The following is a 15132-nucleotide window of genomic DNA, read 5'->3' on the forward strand; positions in this document are numbered from 1 at the left end:
CCGGGGAAGGGGCACGCTCGGTCAGGGCCGAATCTCGATCAGCGTGCCGTCGCTGACCAGGTTCCACACTTCGCGCATGTCGCGGTTGGTCATGGCGATGCAGCCTTCGGTCCAGTCCAGGGTGTGGAACAGCGCCTCGGGGTAGTCCGCACTGTCCGGTGTGCCGTGGATCATGATCATGCTGCCCGGCTTCACCCCTTCGCGGCGGGCACGGGCCGAGTCGCTGACATTGGGGTAGGAGACGTGGATGGCCAGGTTGTAACGGTCGGACACCTTGCGCCAGTCGAGCCAGTACAACCCCTCGGGCGTGCGCTTGTCGCCCTCGCGCAGCTTGGCACCGGTGGGCTGCTTGCCCAGCGAGATGCGGTAGCTCTTCATCGAGGTGTCGCCGCTCATCAGTTGCAGGCGGCGTTCGGACTTGATCACCAGCACCTTGTCGATCAACGGGGCGCCGGAGGGGGTGGGCGCCGGGGTCGAGGGCGTCACCTGGCCAAGCGGTTTTCGCACAATGGTTTCGGTGAACGCCGCCTGGGACACCGACGCCACACCGAGGCAGAAGAGGGCAAGCAACCAGCGCATGAAACGGTATCCCTGAAAGTGGCGACGTTGGGGTTCAAGTGAGCGGTTCGACCCGCGGGGACAGGCATTCGGTGCGTACCGGGTAATGCTGCCCCTGGCGGTCGAGATAGTAGCATTCTAGGGCACGACTCACGGTCCTGAAAGCCAGCTCGTCCCAGGGGATCTCGCTTTCCTCGAACAGGCGCACTTCCAGGCTCTCGACGCCCACCGCAAATGCCAGGTCGGCCAGCTCGGCGCGGTAGAACACGTGCACCTGGTTGATGTGCGGCAGGTCGAACAGCTGGTACAGGGCCATCGGCCCCAGGCGCGCGCAGGCTTCCTCGTCGGCCTCGCGGCGGGCGGCGTGTTCCATGGTCTCGCCGTTTTCCATGAAGCCGGCCGGCAGGGTCCAGTAGCCACGTCGCGGCTCGATGGCGCGTCGGCACAGCAGCACCTGGCTGCCATGGCTGGGCAGCACGCCGGCGACGATATTGGGGTTCTGGTAATGGATGGTATGGCAATGATCGCAGACATGACGCAGGCGGTTGTCGCCGTCGGGGATGCGATGAGTGACCGGTTTGCCGCACGCACTGCAGTAATTCATGCTTATCTTCCTGGTGGCTGCGCCTATCTTCGCGCCAGTGCGCGCAGGCCCGCAAGCGCGATTGTCGCGGGGGCTTGGGCGGGCTGCGCCTTTGGTGCATCATGCAGAGACCCGACAGAACGAGAGAGACCATGCTGGACGAGTTACTTCGCCGAATGAGCAGTCACACGCCGGGCACCCTGGAGACCGATCGTCGGTTCCCCGAGGCTGCCGTGTTATTGCCCATCACCCGCAGCGAGTCGCCCGAACTGGTGCTGACCCTGCGCGCCAAGGGGCTCTCGACCCATGGCGGCGAAGTGGCCTTCCCCGGCGGGCGGCGAGACCCCGAAGACCCGGACCTGGTGTTCACCGCGCTGCGCGAGGCCGAGGAGGAAATCGGCCTGCCGCCCGGGCTGGTCGAAGTCATCGGCCCGCTGAGCCCGCTGGTCTCGTTGCACGGGCTGAAGGTCACGCCGTTTGTCGGGCTGATTCCCGACTATGTCGAGTACCGCGCCAACGATGCCGAGATTGCCGCGGTGTTCAGCGTGCCGCTGGAGTTCTTCCGCCAGGACCCGCGCGACCATACCCACCGCATCGACTACCAGGGCCGCAGCTGGTACGTGCCCAGCTACCGTTTCGGCGAGTACAAGATCTGGGGCCTGTCGGCGATCATGATCGTCGAGCTGGTCAACCTGCTTTACGATGCGCGCATCAGCCTGCACCATCCGCCTGAGCGCACCCCTACAAGATGAGCGGGCCCACCCGCCGCCTTCCCACCGTGAGGAACCACGCATGAAATACCGTCTGGGCGACCTGCGCGTCGAAACCCACCCACAGAGCTGGGTAGCGCCCACCGCCACGCTGATCGGCAAGGTACGCCTGCAGGCGGGGGCCAACGTCTGGTTCGGCGCGGTGCTGCGCGGCGACAACGAGCTGATCGACATCGGCGAGAACAGCAACGTGCAGGACGGTACGGTGATGCACACCGACATGGGCTGGCCACTGACCCTGGGCAAGGGCGTGACGGTCGGCCACAACGCCATGCTGCATGGCTGCACGGTCGGCGACTACAGCCTGGTGGGCATCGGTGCGGTGATCCTCAATGGTGCGCGCATCGGCAAGCACTGCATCATCGGCGCCAATGCGCTGGTGCCCGAGGGGCGCGAGATTCCCGATGGTTCGCTGGTGGTCGGCTCGCCGGGCAAGGTGGTGCGCGAACTGACCCCTGCGCAGCAGCAACTGCTCGAGGCCAGCGCTGCCCACTATGTGCACAACGCCCAGCGCTATGCCCGTGACCTTGTACCCCAGGAGGACTGATGAGCAGCCCTGAACGACCGGTGGCCTCGCCTTGCGTGCATATCTGCGCGCTGGACGAGCAGGATATCTGCACCGGCTGCCAGCGCACCGCCAGCGAGATCACGCGCTGGGGCCGCATGGCCAACGACGAACGACGCCAGGTGCTGGTGCTGTGCCATGAGCGCGCCGTGGCGGCGGGGCTGGTGATGACGGTGGGCAAGGCCGCCGGCTGATCCCGGGCTTGGCCGTGCGGGGGCACTCAAGTACCCTGTACGGCTTGCCAACCGGTGTTTCTATGTTCTTTCTGATTGCTTATATCGCCAGCGTGGTGCTGATCAACTACGCGTTCTCCAGTGCCCCGCACCTGGACGTCATCTGGTCCGCCTGGGGCGGGCTGGTGTTCATCCTGCGCGACATGGTGCAGACCCGCTTCGGCCACGGCGCCCTGCTGGCCATGCTTGGCGCCCTGGTGCTGTCCTATATCACCTCCGAGCCTGCCATTGCCCTGGCCAGCGCCACCGCGTTCGCGGTATCGGAGCTGATCGACTGGCTGGTGTTCAGCATCACCAAGCGCCCGTTGCATGACCGCCTGTGGCTCAGCTCGGCGCTGAGCATCCCGCTGGATACCTTCATCTTCTTCGGCATGATCGGCGCACTGACCCCGGCCGTGGTCGGTACCGCGCTGGGCTCCAAGTTCGCCGGGGTGACGGTGGTGTGGCTGGCGATGGCCTGGCGCGCACGCAAGAACGCCTGCGCCATGTAAAATGGCGCTTCTTTTCACCGGGTTGCACCGTGCTGGGGCGGCCCTGGATTCCTTCCCTCTGAGGACCTGAGATGACCCGTATCGGAACCCCCTTGTCGCCGACCGCGACCCGAGTACTGCTGTGTGGCTGTGGCGAACTGGGCAAGGAAGTGGTGATCGAGCTGCAACGCCTGGGCGTTGAAGTGATTGCCGTGGACCGTTACGCCGATGCCCCGGCCATGCAGGTGGCGCACCGCAGCCACGTGATCAACATGCTCGATGGCGCCGCCCTGCGCGCGGTGATCGAGGCCGAGCAGCCGCACTACATCGTGCCGGAAATCGAAGCCATCGCCACCGCCACCCTGGTTGAGCTGGAAGCCGAAGGCTTTACCGTGGTGCCGACCGCACGAGCCGCGCAGCTGACCATGAACCGCGAGGGCATCCGCCGCCTGGCCGCCGAGGAGCTGGACCTGCCAACCTCGCCTTACCACTTTGCCGACACCTTCGAAGACTACCGCAAGGCCGTCGAAGACCTCGGCTTCCCGTGTGTGGTCAAGCCGGTGATGAGCTCGTCGGGCAAGGGCCAGAGCCTGCTCAAGAGCGTCGATGACGTGCAGGCTGCCTGGGACTATGCCCAGGAAGGCGGGCGTGCCGGCAAGGGCCGGGTCATCATCGAGGGCTTCATCGACTTCGAGTACGAGATCACCCTGCTCACCGTGCGCCATGTGGGCGGCACCACCTTCTGCGCGCCGGTCGGGCATCGCCAGGAGAAGGGCGATTATCAGGAGTCGTGGCAGCCGCAGGCGATGAGCCCCAAGGCGCTGGCCGAGTCCGAGCGCGTGGCGCGTGCGGTGACCGAGGCCCTGGGTGGTCGCGGCATGTTCGGCGTGGAGCTGTTCGTCAAGGGCGACCAGGTGTGGTTCAGCGAAGTCTCGCCGCGCCCGCACGACACTGGCCTGGTGACCCTGATCTCCCAGGACCTGTCGCAGTTCGCGCTGCATGCGCGGGCGATCCTGGGCCTGCCGATTCCGCTGATTCGCCAGTTCGGGCCGTCGGCTTCGGCAGTGATTCTGGTGGAAGGCACTTCGCAGCAGACCGCCTTCGCCAACCTCGGCGCGGCGCTGAGCGAGCCGGACACCGCGCTGCGCCTGTTCGGCAAGCCAGAGGTGAATGGCCAGCGGCGCATGGGCGTGTGCCTGGCGCGTGACGAGTCGATCGAAGCCGCGCGGGCCAAGGCGACCCGGGCTTCGCAGGCAGTCAGCGTAGAGCTGTAAGGCTTTAGTACGTCATCGCGGGTCAGGCCCGCTCCCACAGAAACAGTGATGATGCCTGTGGGAGCGGGCCTGACCCGCGATAGCTGCGCAGCAGCCTGTCTTCAGAGTTCCGTATGCCGGGTCTCTTTCAGGCACAGCACTGCAATCAGGCTCAGTACTGCCGCCGCCGACACATACCCGCCCACCCAGCTCAGGCCGCCCATGGCCACCAGCTTCTGTGCAAAGAACGGCGCCGCCGAGGCTCCGACGATCCCGCCCAGGTTGTACGCTGCCGAGGCCCCGGTATAGCGCACGTGCGTGGGGAACAGCTCAGGCAGCAGCGCCCCCATCGGCGCGAACGTCACCCCCATCAGAAACAGTTCGATGGCCAGAAACAGCGCCACGCCCGCGGTCGACCCCGACGTCAGCAGCGGCTCCATGGTGAACCCCGACAGGATGGCCAGCACCCCACCCACGATCAGCACCGGCTTGCGTCCGTACCGGTCGCTCAGCCAGGCCGACAGCGGCGTGGCCAGGGCCATGAACACCACCGCAAAGCACAGCAGTGCCAGAAAGGTCTCGCGGCTGTAGCCAAGGGTCGATACCCCGTAGCTCAGCGAGAACACCGTCGAGATGTAGAACAGCGCATAGCACACCACCATCGCCGCCGCGCCCAGCAGGGTCGGCGCCCAGTACTGTGCGAACAGCTCGACCACCGGCATCTTCACCCGCTCGTGGCGCGCCACGGCCTTGGCGAACACCGGCGACTCCTCGAGCTTGAGCCGCACATACAGCCCCACGATCACCAGCGCGGCGCTGAGCAGGAACGGAATGCGCCAGCCCCAGCTGCGGAACTGCTCGTCGGAAAGGGTCATGGCCAGGGTCAGGAACAGGCCGTTGGCCGCCAGAAAGCCGATCGAAGGGCCCAGCTGCGGGAACATGCCGAACCACGCCCGCTTGCCCTTGGGCGCGTTCTCGGTGGCCAGCAGCGCTGCACCGCCCCATTCGCCGCCCAGCCCCAGGCCCTGGCCGAAGCGCAGCAGGCACAGCAGGATCGGCGCCCAGGCGCCAATGCTGTCGTAACCCGGCAGCACGCCGATCAGCGTGGTGCAGATGCCCATCAGCAGCAGCGAGGCCACCAGCGTCGACTTGCGGCCGATGCGGTCGCCAAAATGGCCGAACAGCGCCGAACCCAGCGGGCGCGCCAGAAACGCGATGCCGAAGGTGAGGAAGGCCGAGAGCATCTGCGCGGTGCCCGAGGTCTGCGGGAAGAACACCGGGCCGATCACCAGGGCCGCTGCCGTGGCGTATACGTAGAAGTCGTAGAACTCGATGGCGGTGCCGATGAAGCTGGCCGTGGCTACCCGGGCGGGCGAGTTGACTGGGGGCGCTGCGGTTTCATCGTTGTTGTTATAGGTGCTGCTGGTCGTCATGAACGTTTCCCTGTCGAGTGCTGCGAAGGCTCCGGCACCTGCCGCGGGCAAGCGCCGGCGGGCTCGAGTATAGCTAGCGGGAAACGGTCCAGACCAGTATGCGGCTGGCGCAATTGTCCTCGGTTTCGAGGATTTCCATGCGATAACGGCCCATTTTCAGGCACACCGCGCTGGCAGGGATGCTTTCCAGCGCCTCGGTCACCAGGCCGTTCAGGGTTTTCGGGCCGTCGCTGGGCAGGTGCCAGCCCAGGCTGCGGTTGAGCTCGCGGATCGAAATGTTGCCCTCGATCACGTAGCGCCCATCGGGCTGCGGGTGAATGTGCGGGTTGTCCAGGCTGTGCTCTTCCTCGAACTCGCCCACGATCTCTTCAAGAATGTCTTCCAGGGTGACGATGCCCTGCACTTCGCCATATTCGTCCACCACCACGCCCAGGCGCCGCTGCTGCTTGTGAAAGTTCAGCAGCTGCAGCTGCAGCGGGGTGCTTTCGGGCACGAAGTATGGCTCGTAGCACGCCGCCAGCAGGTTGGCCAGGGTCAGCTCGGCCTTGGGCAGCAGGTGGCTGATCTGACGCGTGTTGAGGATCGCCTCGACCTGGTTGATATCACTGTGGAACACCGGCAGGCGGGTGTGACGGCTGACGATCAGTTGCTCGATGATCTTTTCGATCGGCTCGTCGAGGTTGATCCCGTCGACATCGTTGCGCGGCACCAGGATGTCGTTGACCGTCACCTTGTCCAGCGCCTGAAGGCTGCCGAGCAGGTCGCTCCTGTGCTGGGCATGTTCCTCGTCCGGCGCACCGGAGGCGCCGGGGGTGTCGTGGCGATTGTCATGCTGGGTGACGGCCGTGACCTTGCCCGCGAAGGGGCGCAGCAACAGGCGTGCAACGCCATCGAGCAGCCAGGCCAGTGGCTGCAGCAGCATGAGCGGCACCTTGAGCAGGCTCTCGCCCAGGCCCAGCAGGACGTCGGGGTAGCGTCGGGCCAGCTGGCGGGGGAGGTAGTCGGTGAGCACCAGCACGGCCAGTGCCGCTGCCGTGCAGGCCAGCCAGAAGCCGCGCTCGCCGGCATGGGCAAAGCCCAGCAGCGAGGCCAGGGCGAACACCAGCAGCTTGCCCAGGGTGGCGCCCAGCATCAGTGCACGTTCGCTTCTGGGGCCATTGCGGCGGGTGCCGCCCTGTTGCTGCTGGGCGGCATCCACTGCGCTGAACAGCGCCGACCACACCAGGGTCAGTGCCAGTACCGCGACCTGTGGGCCTAACGGCAGAGTGTTCATAGGTCGCCTGTCAGATATGCAGAATGAATTCGCGTACCAGCTTGCTGCCGAAATACGCCAGCATCAGCAGGCAGAAACCGGCCAGGGTCCAGCGGATCGCCTTGTGACCGCGCCAGCCCAGGCGGGTGCGGCCCCACAGCAGGACGCCGAAGACGATCCAGGCCACGCAGGCGAGCAGGGTCTTGTGCACCAGGTGCTGGGCGAACAGGTTGTCCAGGAACAGCCAGCCGGAGATCAGCGACAGCGACAGCAGCGCCCAGCCGGCCCACAGGAAGCCGAACAGCAGGCTCTCCATGGTCTGCAGCGGCGGGAAGTTGCGGATCAGGCCCGAGGGGTGCTTGTGCTTGAGCTGGTAATCCTGCACCAGCAGCAGCAAGGCCTGGAACACCGCGATGGTGAACAGCCCGTAGGCCAGGATCGACAGCAGGATATGCGCCAGGATGCCGGGCTCCTCGTTGACCAGCGGCACCGTGCCCGAGGGCGCGAACTGCGCCATCAGCGCGGTCAGCAGGCCCAGCGGGAACAGCAGCAGCAACAGGTTCTCCACCGGGATGCGCAGGGTGGCGACCAGGGTCAGGGCAATCACTGCGGTGGCGATCAGGCTGGCGGCGCTGAAGAAGTCCAGGCTCAGGCCCAGCGGCGTGAGCAGCTGCCAGCACAACGCGGTGCCCTGAGCGACCACGGCGAAGGCGCCGAGCATTCCGAGCAGCCGCTTGTCGGCCTTGGTGCCTCGGGCCAGGCGGGTGCCTTGATAGAAAATCGCGGCGGCGTACAGGCAGGCGGCGATCAGATTGGGTAGCAAGCTGGGTGACAAGGGGAGCATAAGTCCTGTTAGGCAAGCCCGAAAGGCCCTGAGTTTGGCATACAACGCGCCTGCCAAGGAAGACTGGTGGCCGACGCCATGGTGTGCGCGTGCGCGAGTCTTCGCTATAATCGCCGGCCTGCCCTTGCCCAAGGCTGGCCTAATGCGCCAGGGGCAGCTGATAAACCTCGGTTCTACAGAGCCTGAAAGGATCCCCATGTTTGAAAACCTGACCGACCGTCTGTCACAGACGCTGCGCCATGTCACCGGTAAAGCCAAGCTCACCGAGGACAATATTAAAGACACCCTGCGCGAAGTGCGCATGGCGTTGCTCGAGGCCGACGTCGCCCTGCCGGTGGTCAAGGATTTCGTCAACAAGGTCAAGGAACGCGCGGTCGGCACCGAGGTGTCGCGCAGCCTGACGCCTGGCCAGGCGTTCGTGAAGATCGTCCAGGCCGAACTCGAAGAGCTGATGGGCGCGGCCAACGAAGACCTCGCGCTCAACAGCGCGCCGCCTGCCGTTGTGCTGATGGCCGGCCTGCAGGGTGCGGGCAAGACCACCACCGCCGGCAAGCTGGCGCGCTTTCTCAAGGAGCGCAAAAAGAAGAGCGTGATGGTGGTGTCGGCCGACGTGTACCGTCCGGCGGCCATCAAGCAGCTCGAAACCCTGGCCAACGACATCGGCGTGACCTTCTTCCCGTCGGACATCACCCAGAAACCGGTGGCCATCGCCGAGGCGGCGATTCGCGAAGCCAAGCTCAAGTTCATCGACGTTGTCATCGTCGACACCGCCGGGCGTCTGCACATCGATGCCGAGATGATGGGCGAGATCAAGCAGCTGCACGCTGCGGTCAAGCCGATCGAGACCCTGTTCGTGGTCGATGCCATGACCGGCCAGGACGCCGCCAACACTGCCAAGGCGTTTGGCGAGGCGCTGCCGCTGACCGGCGTGATCCTGACCAAGGTCGACGGTGATGCCCGTGGCGGCGCCGCGCTGTCGGTACGCGCGATCACCGGCAAGCCGATCAAGTTCATCGGCATGGGCGAGAAGAGCGAAGCGCTCGAACCGTTCCACCCGGACCGCATTGCCTCGCGGATCCTGGGCATGGGCGACGTGCTCAGCCTGATCGAGCAGGCCGAGCAGACCCTGGACAAGGAAAAGGCCGACAAGCTGGCCAAGAAGCTGAAGAAGGGCAAGGGCTTCGATCTCGAGGACTTCCGCGACCAGCTGCAGCAGATGAAGAACATGGGCGGCCTGAGCGGCCTGATGGACAAGATGCCGAGCATCGGCGGCGTCAACCTGTCGCAGATGGGCAATGCCCAGGGCGCGGCAGAGAAGCAGTTCAAGCAGATGGAGGCGATCATCAACTCCATGACCCCGGCCGAGCGCCGCGACCCCGAGCTGATCAGCGGTTCGCGCAAGCGCCGCATCGCCATGGGCTCGGGCACCCAGGTGCAGGACATCGGCCGCTTGATCAAGCAGCACAAGCAGATGCAGAAGATGATGAAGAAGTTTTCCACCAAGGGCGGCATGTCGAAGATGATGCGCGGCCTTGGCGGCATGCTGCCTGGCGGCGGCATGCCCAAGCTGTAACCACATTCAGGCCGGTGCCTCCCGTGGGGCACCGACCGGAACCCCGCCGCTGGCGGGACCCGTGCCGCCTTCTATATACAGAAGCGGCTCATTCGCAGATCAGCACGGCGGCTTGTCGCTCGCCGTTAAAAGGCATTTGCAAAAGTCCGTGTATTCCTTGAGAATATGCGGCCTTTCGGGCACCCGTGTGCCCGCTGTGCATTATGATTTGCAGCACCGACTACAGGAACGATGTTCTATGCTAACCATCCGTCTTGCCCGTGGCGGCTCCAAAAAGCGCCCATTCTACACCCTGACCGTGACCGACTCGCGTAACCCGGTTACCGGTTCGCACATCGAGCAGGTTGGTTTCTTCAACCCTATCGCTCGTGGCCAGGAAGTTCGCCTGTCCGTTAAGCAGGATCGCGTTGCTCACTGGCTGAGCGTTGGCGCACAGCCATCCGAGCGCGTTGCAAAACTGCTGAAAGATGCTGCTAAGGCTGCTGCCTGAATAGTATGAGCGCGACGCCAGAAAAAGCTGATGACCTGATCGTTGTTGGCAAGATTTTTTCGGTTCACGGCGTTCGCGGCGAGGTGAAGGTCTTTTCCTTTACCGATCCGATTGAAAACCTGTTGGATTACCGCAACTGGACGCTCCGGCGCGAAGGTGTGGTCAAGCAGGTCGAGCTGGTCAGCGGCCGATCCACTCAAAAGGATCTGGTTGCCAAGCTCAAAGGCCTCGACGATCGCGATGAAGCCCGTCTTCTGAGCGGTTACGAGATTTGCATCTCGCGTAGCCTTTTGCCCGACCTGACCGAAGACGAGTACTACTGGTACCAGTTGGTAGGTCTGAAAGTCATCAACCAGGACGAACAGCTGTTCGGCACGGTTGATCACCTGTTGGAGACCGGCGCGAACGATGTAATGGTGGTCAAGCCCTGCGTGGGCAGTCTGGATGATCGTGAACGCCTGTTGCCCTATACCGGGCAGTGCGTGTTGAAGGTCGACCTGGCTGCAGGCGAAATGAGGGTGGAATGGGACGCGGACTTCTAGACGATGGCGAGCCTTCGTGTCGAAGTGATTACGTTGTTCCCCGAGATGTTCTCGGCCATCAGTGAGTACGGCATTACCAGCCGCGCGGTAAAGCAGGGGTTGTTGCAACTGACCTGCCACAATCCGCGGGACTACACCACAGATCGCCACCACACCGTGGATGATCGGCCGTTTGGCGGTGGTCCGGGCATGGTGATGAAGATCAAGCCCCTGGAAGATGCGCTGGTTCAGGCCAGGCAGCAGGCAGGGGAAGCGGCGAAGGTGATCTACCTGTCGCCACAAGGCCGTCAGCTGAATCAGTCGGCGGTACGCGAACTGGCGAATGCAGAGTCGTTGATTCTCATCGCAGGTCGTTATGAAGGCATTGACGAGCGGTTCATTCAGGCTCATGTCGATGAAGAGTGGTCGATTGGCGACTATGTACTGTCTGGCGGCGAGCTGCCGGCGATGGTCCTGATCGATGCGGTTACGCGGCTGCTGCCCGGAGCTTTAGGGCATGCGGACTCGGCGGAGGAAGACTCCTTCACCGATGGTCTGCTCGATTGCCCGCACTACACCCGACCGGAGGTGTATGCGGATCAGCGTGTTCCCGACGTGTTGCTCAGTGGCAACCATGCACACATCCGGCGCTGGCGTTTACAGCAGTCCCTTGGGCGGACCTATGAACGACGCGTCGATCTTCTGGAAAGTCGCTCACTTTCTGGAGAAGAGAAGAAGCTGCTCGAGGAGTATCTCCGAGAGCGGGACGATAGTTAACGTATCGATGGTGGGTCTGACGACCTATCTTAGGAGCACAGCATGACCAACAAAATCATTCTGCAACTCGAAGCCGAGCAGATGACCAAAGAGATCCCGACCTTTGCCCCAGGCGACACTGTTGTCGTTCAGGTGAAAGTGAAGGAAGGCGACCGTTCGCGTCTGCAGGCGTTCGAAGGTGTTGTTATCGCCAAGCGTAACCGTGGTGTGAACAGTGCTTTCACTGTTCGTAAAATCTCCAACGGTGTTGGCGTAGAGCGTACTTTCCAGACCTACAGCCCGCAGATCGACAGCCTGGCCGTGAAACGTCGTGGTGACGTGCGTAAAGCCAAGCTGTACTACCTGCGCGACCTGTCCGGCAAAGCCGCTCGCATCAAGGAAAAACTGGCCTGAGGCTAGTTTGACCGGCGGGCACGGGACCGCCATGCGAAAAGAAAGCAGCCTTCGGGCTGCTTTTTTGTTGTCCGTCATTCGTGTTTCAGAGATGTCATGAACAGTAGAGAGCAAGAGATCCAGCGCCGTACCCAGTTGTCGGTGACCCGCGTGACCAAGGCGGTGTTCCCCTCGACCACCAACCATCACAACACCCTGTTCGGCGGCACCGCGCTGGCGTGGATGGACGAGGTGTCGTTCATTGCCGCCACGCGCTTCTGCCGCTTGCCGCTGGTGACGGTGTCGACCGACCGCATCGATTTCAAGCACCCGATTGCCGCCGGCTCGATCGTGGAACTGGTGGGGACGGTGGTCAAGGTGGGTACCACCAGCCTGAAGGTCGAGGTGGAGGTGTTTGTCGAAAGCATGAGCTGCGACAGTCGCGAGAAGGCGATTCACGGGTTGTTCAGCTTCGTCGCCATCGATGAAGACAAGCGGCCGGTGCCGGTGTTGCCCGGCTTCTGAACGGCCAACAAGCCCGCGCGATCAACCTGCCTGCGGCTGGACCAGCGCCACCAGCGTCCACCCAGGCCCCGGCTTCAGCGCCGTATCCGGTCCTACCACATACACCCAGCCACTGGCATCGCGGGCAAACAGCAAGGTCGCGCGATCGCCATGCAACGCCTGGTAGTCCGCCCAGCCAAACGCCTCGGTCAGGTGCGTGGTGTACAGCTCGGCGCCCTGGTTGAACAGGTTGGCCAGTTGCACATAGGTCAACGCCTGGCTGCCAAACAGGCGCCCGCGATGTTCGTCACTGGCGCGGTGCTTGTCGCTGCGCTGGCGCTCCAGCCCGCTGGCCAGCACGAACAGGCGCTGATGCCCGAAATCATGTCGAAAGCGCGTGCATGCCAGGGTGTTGAGCTCGCCCGCCGGCGACAGCCCCAACAGGTGCCCCAGGCCTACAAGGTCCAGGTGCGCATCGGCATGCTGCGAGGCCGGGTGACCGAAATAGGTCGGCAACCCCTCCATGCGCGCCGCGCGGATGTTCTCCCAGCTCGAATCGGCCAGCAGCACCCGGCTGCCCAGTTGTTGCAAGGCCGTGCCCAGGGCCCTGGCCGGCGCGTTGGCGCCCACGATCAGAAACCCGCTGGGGGCAGGCTCGGCCACCTTGAGCAGGCGCGCCAGCGGCCGCGCCGTGGCGCTTTGCAGCACCACCGTACCGATGATCACCGCGAACGTCAGCGGCACCAGCAGCAAGGCCCCCGCGTGCCCGGCCTCGTCCAGGCGTATCGCGAAAATCGCCGACACTGCCGCGGCCACGATGCCGCGCGGGGCGATCCAGGCCAGCAGCGCACGCTCGCGCCAGTTGAGCTGCGAGCCCCAGGTCGACAGCGCCACGTTCAGCGGCCGCGCAATCAGCTGAATCACCAGCAGCAGGGCCAGCACCGCAGGGCCCAGGCCGAGCAGGGCATTCAGGTCCAGGCGCGCCGCCAGCAGAATGAACAGGCCGGAGATCAGCAGCACGCTGAGGTTCTCCTTGAAGTGCAGGATCTGGCGCACATCCACGCCCTTCATGTTGGCCAGCCACATGCCCATCAGGGTCACCGCCAGCAGCCCCGACTCGTGCATCACCTGGTTGGAGGCGATGAAGATCCCCAGCACCGCTGCCAGCGAGGCCAGGTTGTGCAGGTACTCGGGCAGCCATTGATGGCGGATCACCTGGCCCAGCAGCCAGCCACCGGCCACGCCGAAGGCGCTGCCGCACAGGATCACCCCGGCGAACGTCAGCAGGCTCTGGCTCAGGCCGTCGCCAGCGGCGCTGGCAATGATGAAGCTGTACACCACCACCGCCAGCAGGGCGCCGATCGGGTCGATGACGATGCCTTCCCAGCGCAGGATGTTGGCCACCGCCGCCTTGGGCCGTACCACCCGCAGCATCGGCACGATCACGGTCGGCCCGGTGACCAGGGTCAGGGTGCCGAACAGGATCGCCAGTAGCCAGTCGAACCCCAGCAGCCAGTGGGTGGCCGCGCTGATCACCACCCAGGTGGACAGCGCGCCGAGGGTCACCATGCGCCGCACCACCGTGCCGATCTCGCGCCATTGCGACAGGTGCAGGGTCAGGCTGCCCTCGAACAGGATCAGCGCCACCGCCAGCGACACCAGCGGCATCAGCAGCGGGCCGAACATTTCCTGCGGGTCGAGCCAACCCAGGATCGGCCCGGCCATTATGCCGCTGAGCAGCAGGAACAGGATCGCCGGCAGCTTCAGCCGCCAGGCCAGCCACTGGCAGCCCAGGGCCGCGACACCGATCCCGCCGAATGCCAGCAATATCTCTTGTTCGTTCATTCGGGCTCCCTATGCCGGCGGTGTTATGGAAGACTAGCGGTATTTTTACGGCCTACCACCGAGTCTTCATGCCCGCCATCGACCACCCGCTGATCGACCAGTTCCTCGACGCCCTGTGGCTGGAGAAGGGGCTTTCCGACAACACCCGAGCGTCCTACCGCAGCGACCTGGCCCTGTTCAACGGCTGGCTTCAGGAACGTGGCATGGTGTTGCCCGATGCCGGTCGCGAGCTGATCCTGGACCACTTGGCATGGCGCCTCGACCAGGGCTACAAGCCCCGTTCCACGGCGCGGTTCCTGTCGGGCGCGCGTGGCTTCTATCGCTATCTGCTGCGCGAGAAGCTGATCGCCCTCGACCCGACCCTGCAGGTCGACATGCCGCAACTGGGCAAGCCGTTGCCCAAGTCCCTGTCCGAGGCCGATGTGGAGGCCCTGTTGAAGGCTCCCGACCTTGGCGAGGCCATCGGCCAGCGCGACCGCGCCATGCTCGAGGTGCTGTATGCCTGCGGGCTGCGCGTCACCGAGCTGGTGAGCCTGACCCTCGATCAGGTCAACCTGCGCCAGGGCGTGCTGCGGGTGATGGGCAAGGGCAGCAAGGAGCGCCTGGTGCCGATGGGGGAGGAGGCGGTGGTGTGGGTAGAACGTTACCTGCGCGACGGCCGCGTCGAACTGCTCAACGGCCGCCCCAGCGATGTCCTGTTCCCCAGCCAGCGTGGCGAGCAGATGACCCGCCAGACCTTCTGGCACCGCATCAAGCACCAGGCCCAGGTGGCCGGGATCGGCAAGGCGCTGTCGCCGCACACCCTGCGCCATGCCTTCGCTACCCACCTGCTCAACCACGGCGCCGACCTGCGCGTGGTGCAGATGCTGCTGGGCCACAGCGACCTGTCGACCACCCAGATCTACACCCATGTGGCCCGCGCCCGCCTGCAGGAACTGCATGCCCGTCATCACCCTCGCGGCTGAGCGCTGATCGCACATTGCATGCGTCGCCAGCAGTCAATGCAGGGCGGCGAATGTGGTACGCTTTCGCGGTTTACACCCGGGCCCTGGATCGCGGCCGTTTTTCGGTACGCCTGTTCCGCTTTCG

At 64.5% G+C, this 15132-nt stretch carries 18 protein-coding genes; 12 read left to right on the forward strand and 6 right to left on the reverse strand.

The window, feature by feature from the left end:
* Positions 1 to 21: 21 nt before the first annotated feature.
* Both NJH59_RS13590 and NJH59_RS13595 read right to left on the reverse strand, forming a co-directional pair.
* Entirely contained in the window at positions 22 to 579 is a 558-nt protein-coding gene (locus tag NJH59_RS13590) for a L,D-transpeptidase family protein (RefSeq protein WP_054915039.1), read from the reverse strand.
* Between the two features lie 34 nt (positions 580 to 613).
* Complete coding sequence (locus tag NJH59_RS13595; RefSeq protein WP_043863174.1) at positions 614 to 1162, reverse strand: NUDIX hydrolase; 549 nt, start codon at positions 1160 to 1162, stop codon at positions 614 to 616.
* Between the two features lie 131 nt (positions 1163 to 1293).
* Here NJH59_RS13595 and NJH59_RS13600 point away from each other — a divergent pair, with 131 nt between their 5' ends.
* From NJH59_RS13600 to purT, 5 genes are all read left to right on the forward strand, one after another.
* Entirely contained in the window at positions 1294 to 1893 is a 600-nt protein-coding gene (locus NJH59_RS13600) for a CoA pyrophosphatase (protein WP_043863175.1), read from the forward strand.
* Positions 1894 to 1933: 40 nt separating this feature from the next.
* Positions 1934 to 2458, forward strand: coding sequence for a gamma carbonic anhydrase family protein (locus NJH59_RS13605; RefSeq protein ID WP_054915036.1), 525 nt, complete (start codon positions 1934 to 1936; stop codon positions 2456 to 2458).
* A complete protein-coding gene (locus tag NJH59_RS13610; protein WP_043863177.1) occupies positions 2458 to 2670 on the forward strand; it encodes a DUF1289 domain-containing protein in 213 nt (70 codons plus the stop codon). The genes NJH59_RS13605 and NJH59_RS13610 overlap by 1 nt, the downstream gene beginning before the upstream one ends.
* A gap of 62 nt (positions 2671 to 2732) precedes the next feature.
* Positions 2733 to 3200, forward strand: a complete 468-nt coding sequence (locus NJH59_RS13615) for a VUT family protein (protein ID WP_043863178.1) — start codon at positions 2733 to 2735, stop codon at positions 3198 to 3200.
* Positions 3201 to 3271: 71 nt separating this feature from the next.
* Positions 3272 to 4453, forward strand: a complete 1182-nt coding sequence (purT, locus tag NJH59_RS13620) for a formate-dependent phosphoribosylglycinamide formyltransferase (protein WP_253086884.1) — start codon at positions 3272 to 3274, stop codon at positions 4451 to 4453.
* 101 nt (positions 4454 to 4554) lie between these two features.
* Here the strand turns inward: purT and NJH59_RS13625 are convergent, their stop codons facing one another.
* From NJH59_RS13625 to NJH59_RS13635, 3 genes are all read right to left on the reverse strand, one after another.
* A complete protein-coding gene (locus NJH59_RS13625) occupies positions 4555 to 5865 on the reverse strand; it encodes an MFS transporter (protein WP_043863180.1) in 1311 nt (436 codons plus the stop codon).
* A gap of 73 nt (positions 5866 to 5938) precedes the next feature.
* Positions 5939 to 7138 carry a transporter associated domain-containing protein gene (locus NJH59_RS13630; RefSeq protein ID WP_253086885.1) on the reverse strand — a complete coding sequence of 400 codons (1200 nt, stop codon included), beginning with the start codon at positions 7136 to 7138 and terminating at the stop codon, positions 5939 to 5941.
* Positions 7139 to 7148: 10 nt separating this feature from the next.
* Positions 7149 to 7952, reverse strand: a complete 804-nt coding sequence (locus NJH59_RS13635) for an inner membrane protein YpjD (RefSeq protein ID WP_162484878.1) — start codon at positions 7950 to 7952, stop codon at positions 7149 to 7151.
* 205 nt (positions 7953 to 8157) lie between these two features.
* On the opposite strand from NJH59_RS13635, the gene ffh reads away from it, so the two are divergent.
* The 6 genes from ffh to NJH59_RS13665 all read left to right on the forward strand — a co-directional run bounded on the left by ffh (position 8158) and on the right by NJH59_RS13665 (position 12219).
* The gene (gene ffh, locus NJH59_RS13640; protein WP_043863183.1) at positions 8158 to 9534 is read left to right on the forward strand and encodes a signal recognition particle protein; all 1377 of its coding nucleotides are present in this window, start codon (positions 8158 to 8160) and stop codon (positions 9532 to 9534) included.
* Positions 9535 to 9772: 238 nt separating this feature from the next.
* Positions 9773 to 10024 (forward strand): 30S ribosomal protein S16, encoded by a 252-nt coding sequence (rpsP, locus tag NJH59_RS13645; RefSeq protein WP_028942918.1) that lies wholly within the window; start codon positions 9773 to 9775, stop codon positions 10022 to 10024.
* Between the two features lie 5 nt (positions 10025 to 10029).
* On the forward strand, positions 10030 to 10566 hold the full coding sequence (gene rimM / locus NJH59_RS13650; protein ID WP_043863184.1) for a ribosome maturation factor RimM: 537 nt from the start codon (positions 10030 to 10032) through the stop codon (positions 10564 to 10566).
* A gap of 3 nt (positions 10567 to 10569) precedes the next feature.
* Positions 10570 to 11322: a tRNA (guanosine(37)-N1)-methyltransferase TrmD gene (gene trmD, locus NJH59_RS13655; protein WP_043863185.1), complete on the forward strand. Its 753-nt coding sequence runs from the start codon at positions 10570 to 10572 to the stop codon at positions 11320 to 11322.
* Positions 11323 to 11364: 42 nt separating this feature from the next.
* Positions 11365 to 11715 carry a 50S ribosomal protein L19 gene (gene rplS / locus NJH59_RS13660; RefSeq protein WP_043863186.1) on the forward strand — a complete coding sequence of 117 codons (351 nt, stop codon included), beginning with the start codon at positions 11365 to 11367 and terminating at the stop codon, positions 11713 to 11715.
* A 96-nt stretch (positions 11716 to 11811) separates the two neighbouring features.
* Positions 11812 to 12219, forward strand: coding sequence for an acyl-CoA thioesterase (locus tag NJH59_RS13665; RefSeq protein WP_043863187.1), 408 nt, complete (start codon positions 11812 to 11814; stop codon positions 12217 to 12219).
* A gap of 21 nt (positions 12220 to 12240) precedes the next feature.
* Here the strand turns inward: NJH59_RS13665 and NJH59_RS13670 are convergent, their stop codons facing one another.
* Positions 12241 to 14043, reverse strand: a complete 1803-nt coding sequence (locus NJH59_RS13670) for a sodium:proton antiporter (RefSeq protein ID WP_078480092.1) — start codon at positions 14041 to 14043, stop codon at positions 12241 to 12243.
* Positions 14044 to 14111: 68 nt separating this feature from the next.
* Between NJH59_RS13670 and xerD the strand changes: the two genes are divergently transcribed.
* Entirely contained in the window at positions 14112 to 15008 is an 897-nt protein-coding gene (gene xerD, locus NJH59_RS13675; protein WP_043863189.1) for a site-specific tyrosine recombinase XerD, read from the forward strand.
* Positions 15009 to 15132: the final 124 nt, after the last annotated feature.

The organism is Pseudomonas sp. VE 267-6A, from assembly GCF_024126555.1.
Classification (GTDB): Bacteria; Pseudomonadota; Gammaproteobacteria; order Pseudomonadales; family Pseudomonadaceae; genus Aquipseudomonas; species Aquipseudomonas palmensis.

Bases quoted from the DNA above. Each gene is read 5' to 3' on its own strand.
- NJH59_RS13665 (WP_043863187.1), top strand. From the start codon at position 11,812: ATGAACAGTAGAGAGCAAGAGATCCAGCGCCGTACCCAGTTGTCGGTG.
- NJH59_RS13630 (WP_253086885.1), bottom strand. From the start codon at position 7,138: ATGAACACTCTGCCGTTAGGCCCACAGGTCGCGGTACTGGCACTGACC.
- NJH59_RS13595 (WP_043863174.1), bottom strand. From the start codon at position 1,162: ATGAATTACTGCAGTGCGTGCGGCAAACCGGTCACTCATCGCATCCCC.
- rimM (WP_043863184.1), top strand. From the start codon at position 10,030: ATGAGCGCGACGCCAGAAAAAGCTGATGACCTGATCGTTGTTGGCAAG.
- NJH59_RS13590 (WP_054915039.1), bottom strand. From the start codon at position 579: ATGCGCTGGTTGCTTGCCCTCTTCTGCCTCGGTGTGGCGTCGGTGTCC.
- NJH59_RS13615 (WP_043863178.1), top strand. From the start codon at position 2,733: ATGTTCTTTCTGATTGCTTATATCGCCAGCGTGGTGCTGATCAACTAC.
- ffh (WP_043863183.1), top strand. From the start codon at position 8,158: ATGTTTGAAAACCTGACCGACCGTCTGTCACAGACGCTGCGCCATGTC.
- trmD (WP_043863185.1), top strand. From the start codon at position 10,570: ATGGCGAGCCTTCGTGTCGAAGTGATTACGTTGTTCCCCGAGATGTTC.
- NJH59_RS13600 (WP_043863175.1), top strand. From the start codon at position 1,294: ATGCTGGACGAGTTACTTCGCCGAATGAGCAGTCACACGCCGGGCACC.
- rplS (WP_043863186.1), top strand. From the start codon at position 11,365: ATGACCAACAAAATCATTCTGCAACTCGAAGCCGAGCAGATGACCAAA.
- NJH59_RS13670 (WP_078480092.1), bottom strand. From the start codon at position 14,043: ATGAACGAACAAGAGATATTGCTGGCATTCGGCGGGATCGGTGTCGCG.
- purT (WP_253086884.1), top strand. From the start codon at position 3,272: ATGACCCGTATCGGAACCCCCTTGTCGCCGACCGCGACCCGAGTACTG.
- NJH59_RS13610 (WP_043863177.1), top strand. From the start codon at position 2,458: ATGAGCAGCCCTGAACGACCGGTGGCCTCGCCTTGCGTGCATATCTGC.
- NJH59_RS13605 (WP_054915036.1), top strand. From the start codon at position 1,934: ATGAAATACCGTCTGGGCGACCTGCGCGTCGAAACCCACCCACAGAGC.
- rpsP (WP_028942918.1), top strand. From the start codon at position 9,773: ATGCTAACCATCCGTCTTGCCCGTGGCGGCTCCAAAAAGCGCCCATTC.
- xerD (WP_043863189.1), top strand. From the start codon at position 14,112: ATGCCCGCCATCGACCACCCGCTGATCGACCAGTTCCTCGACGCCCTG.
- NJH59_RS13625 (WP_043863180.1), bottom strand. From the start codon at position 5,865: ATGACGACCAGCAGCACCTATAACAACAACGATGAAACCGCAGCGCCC.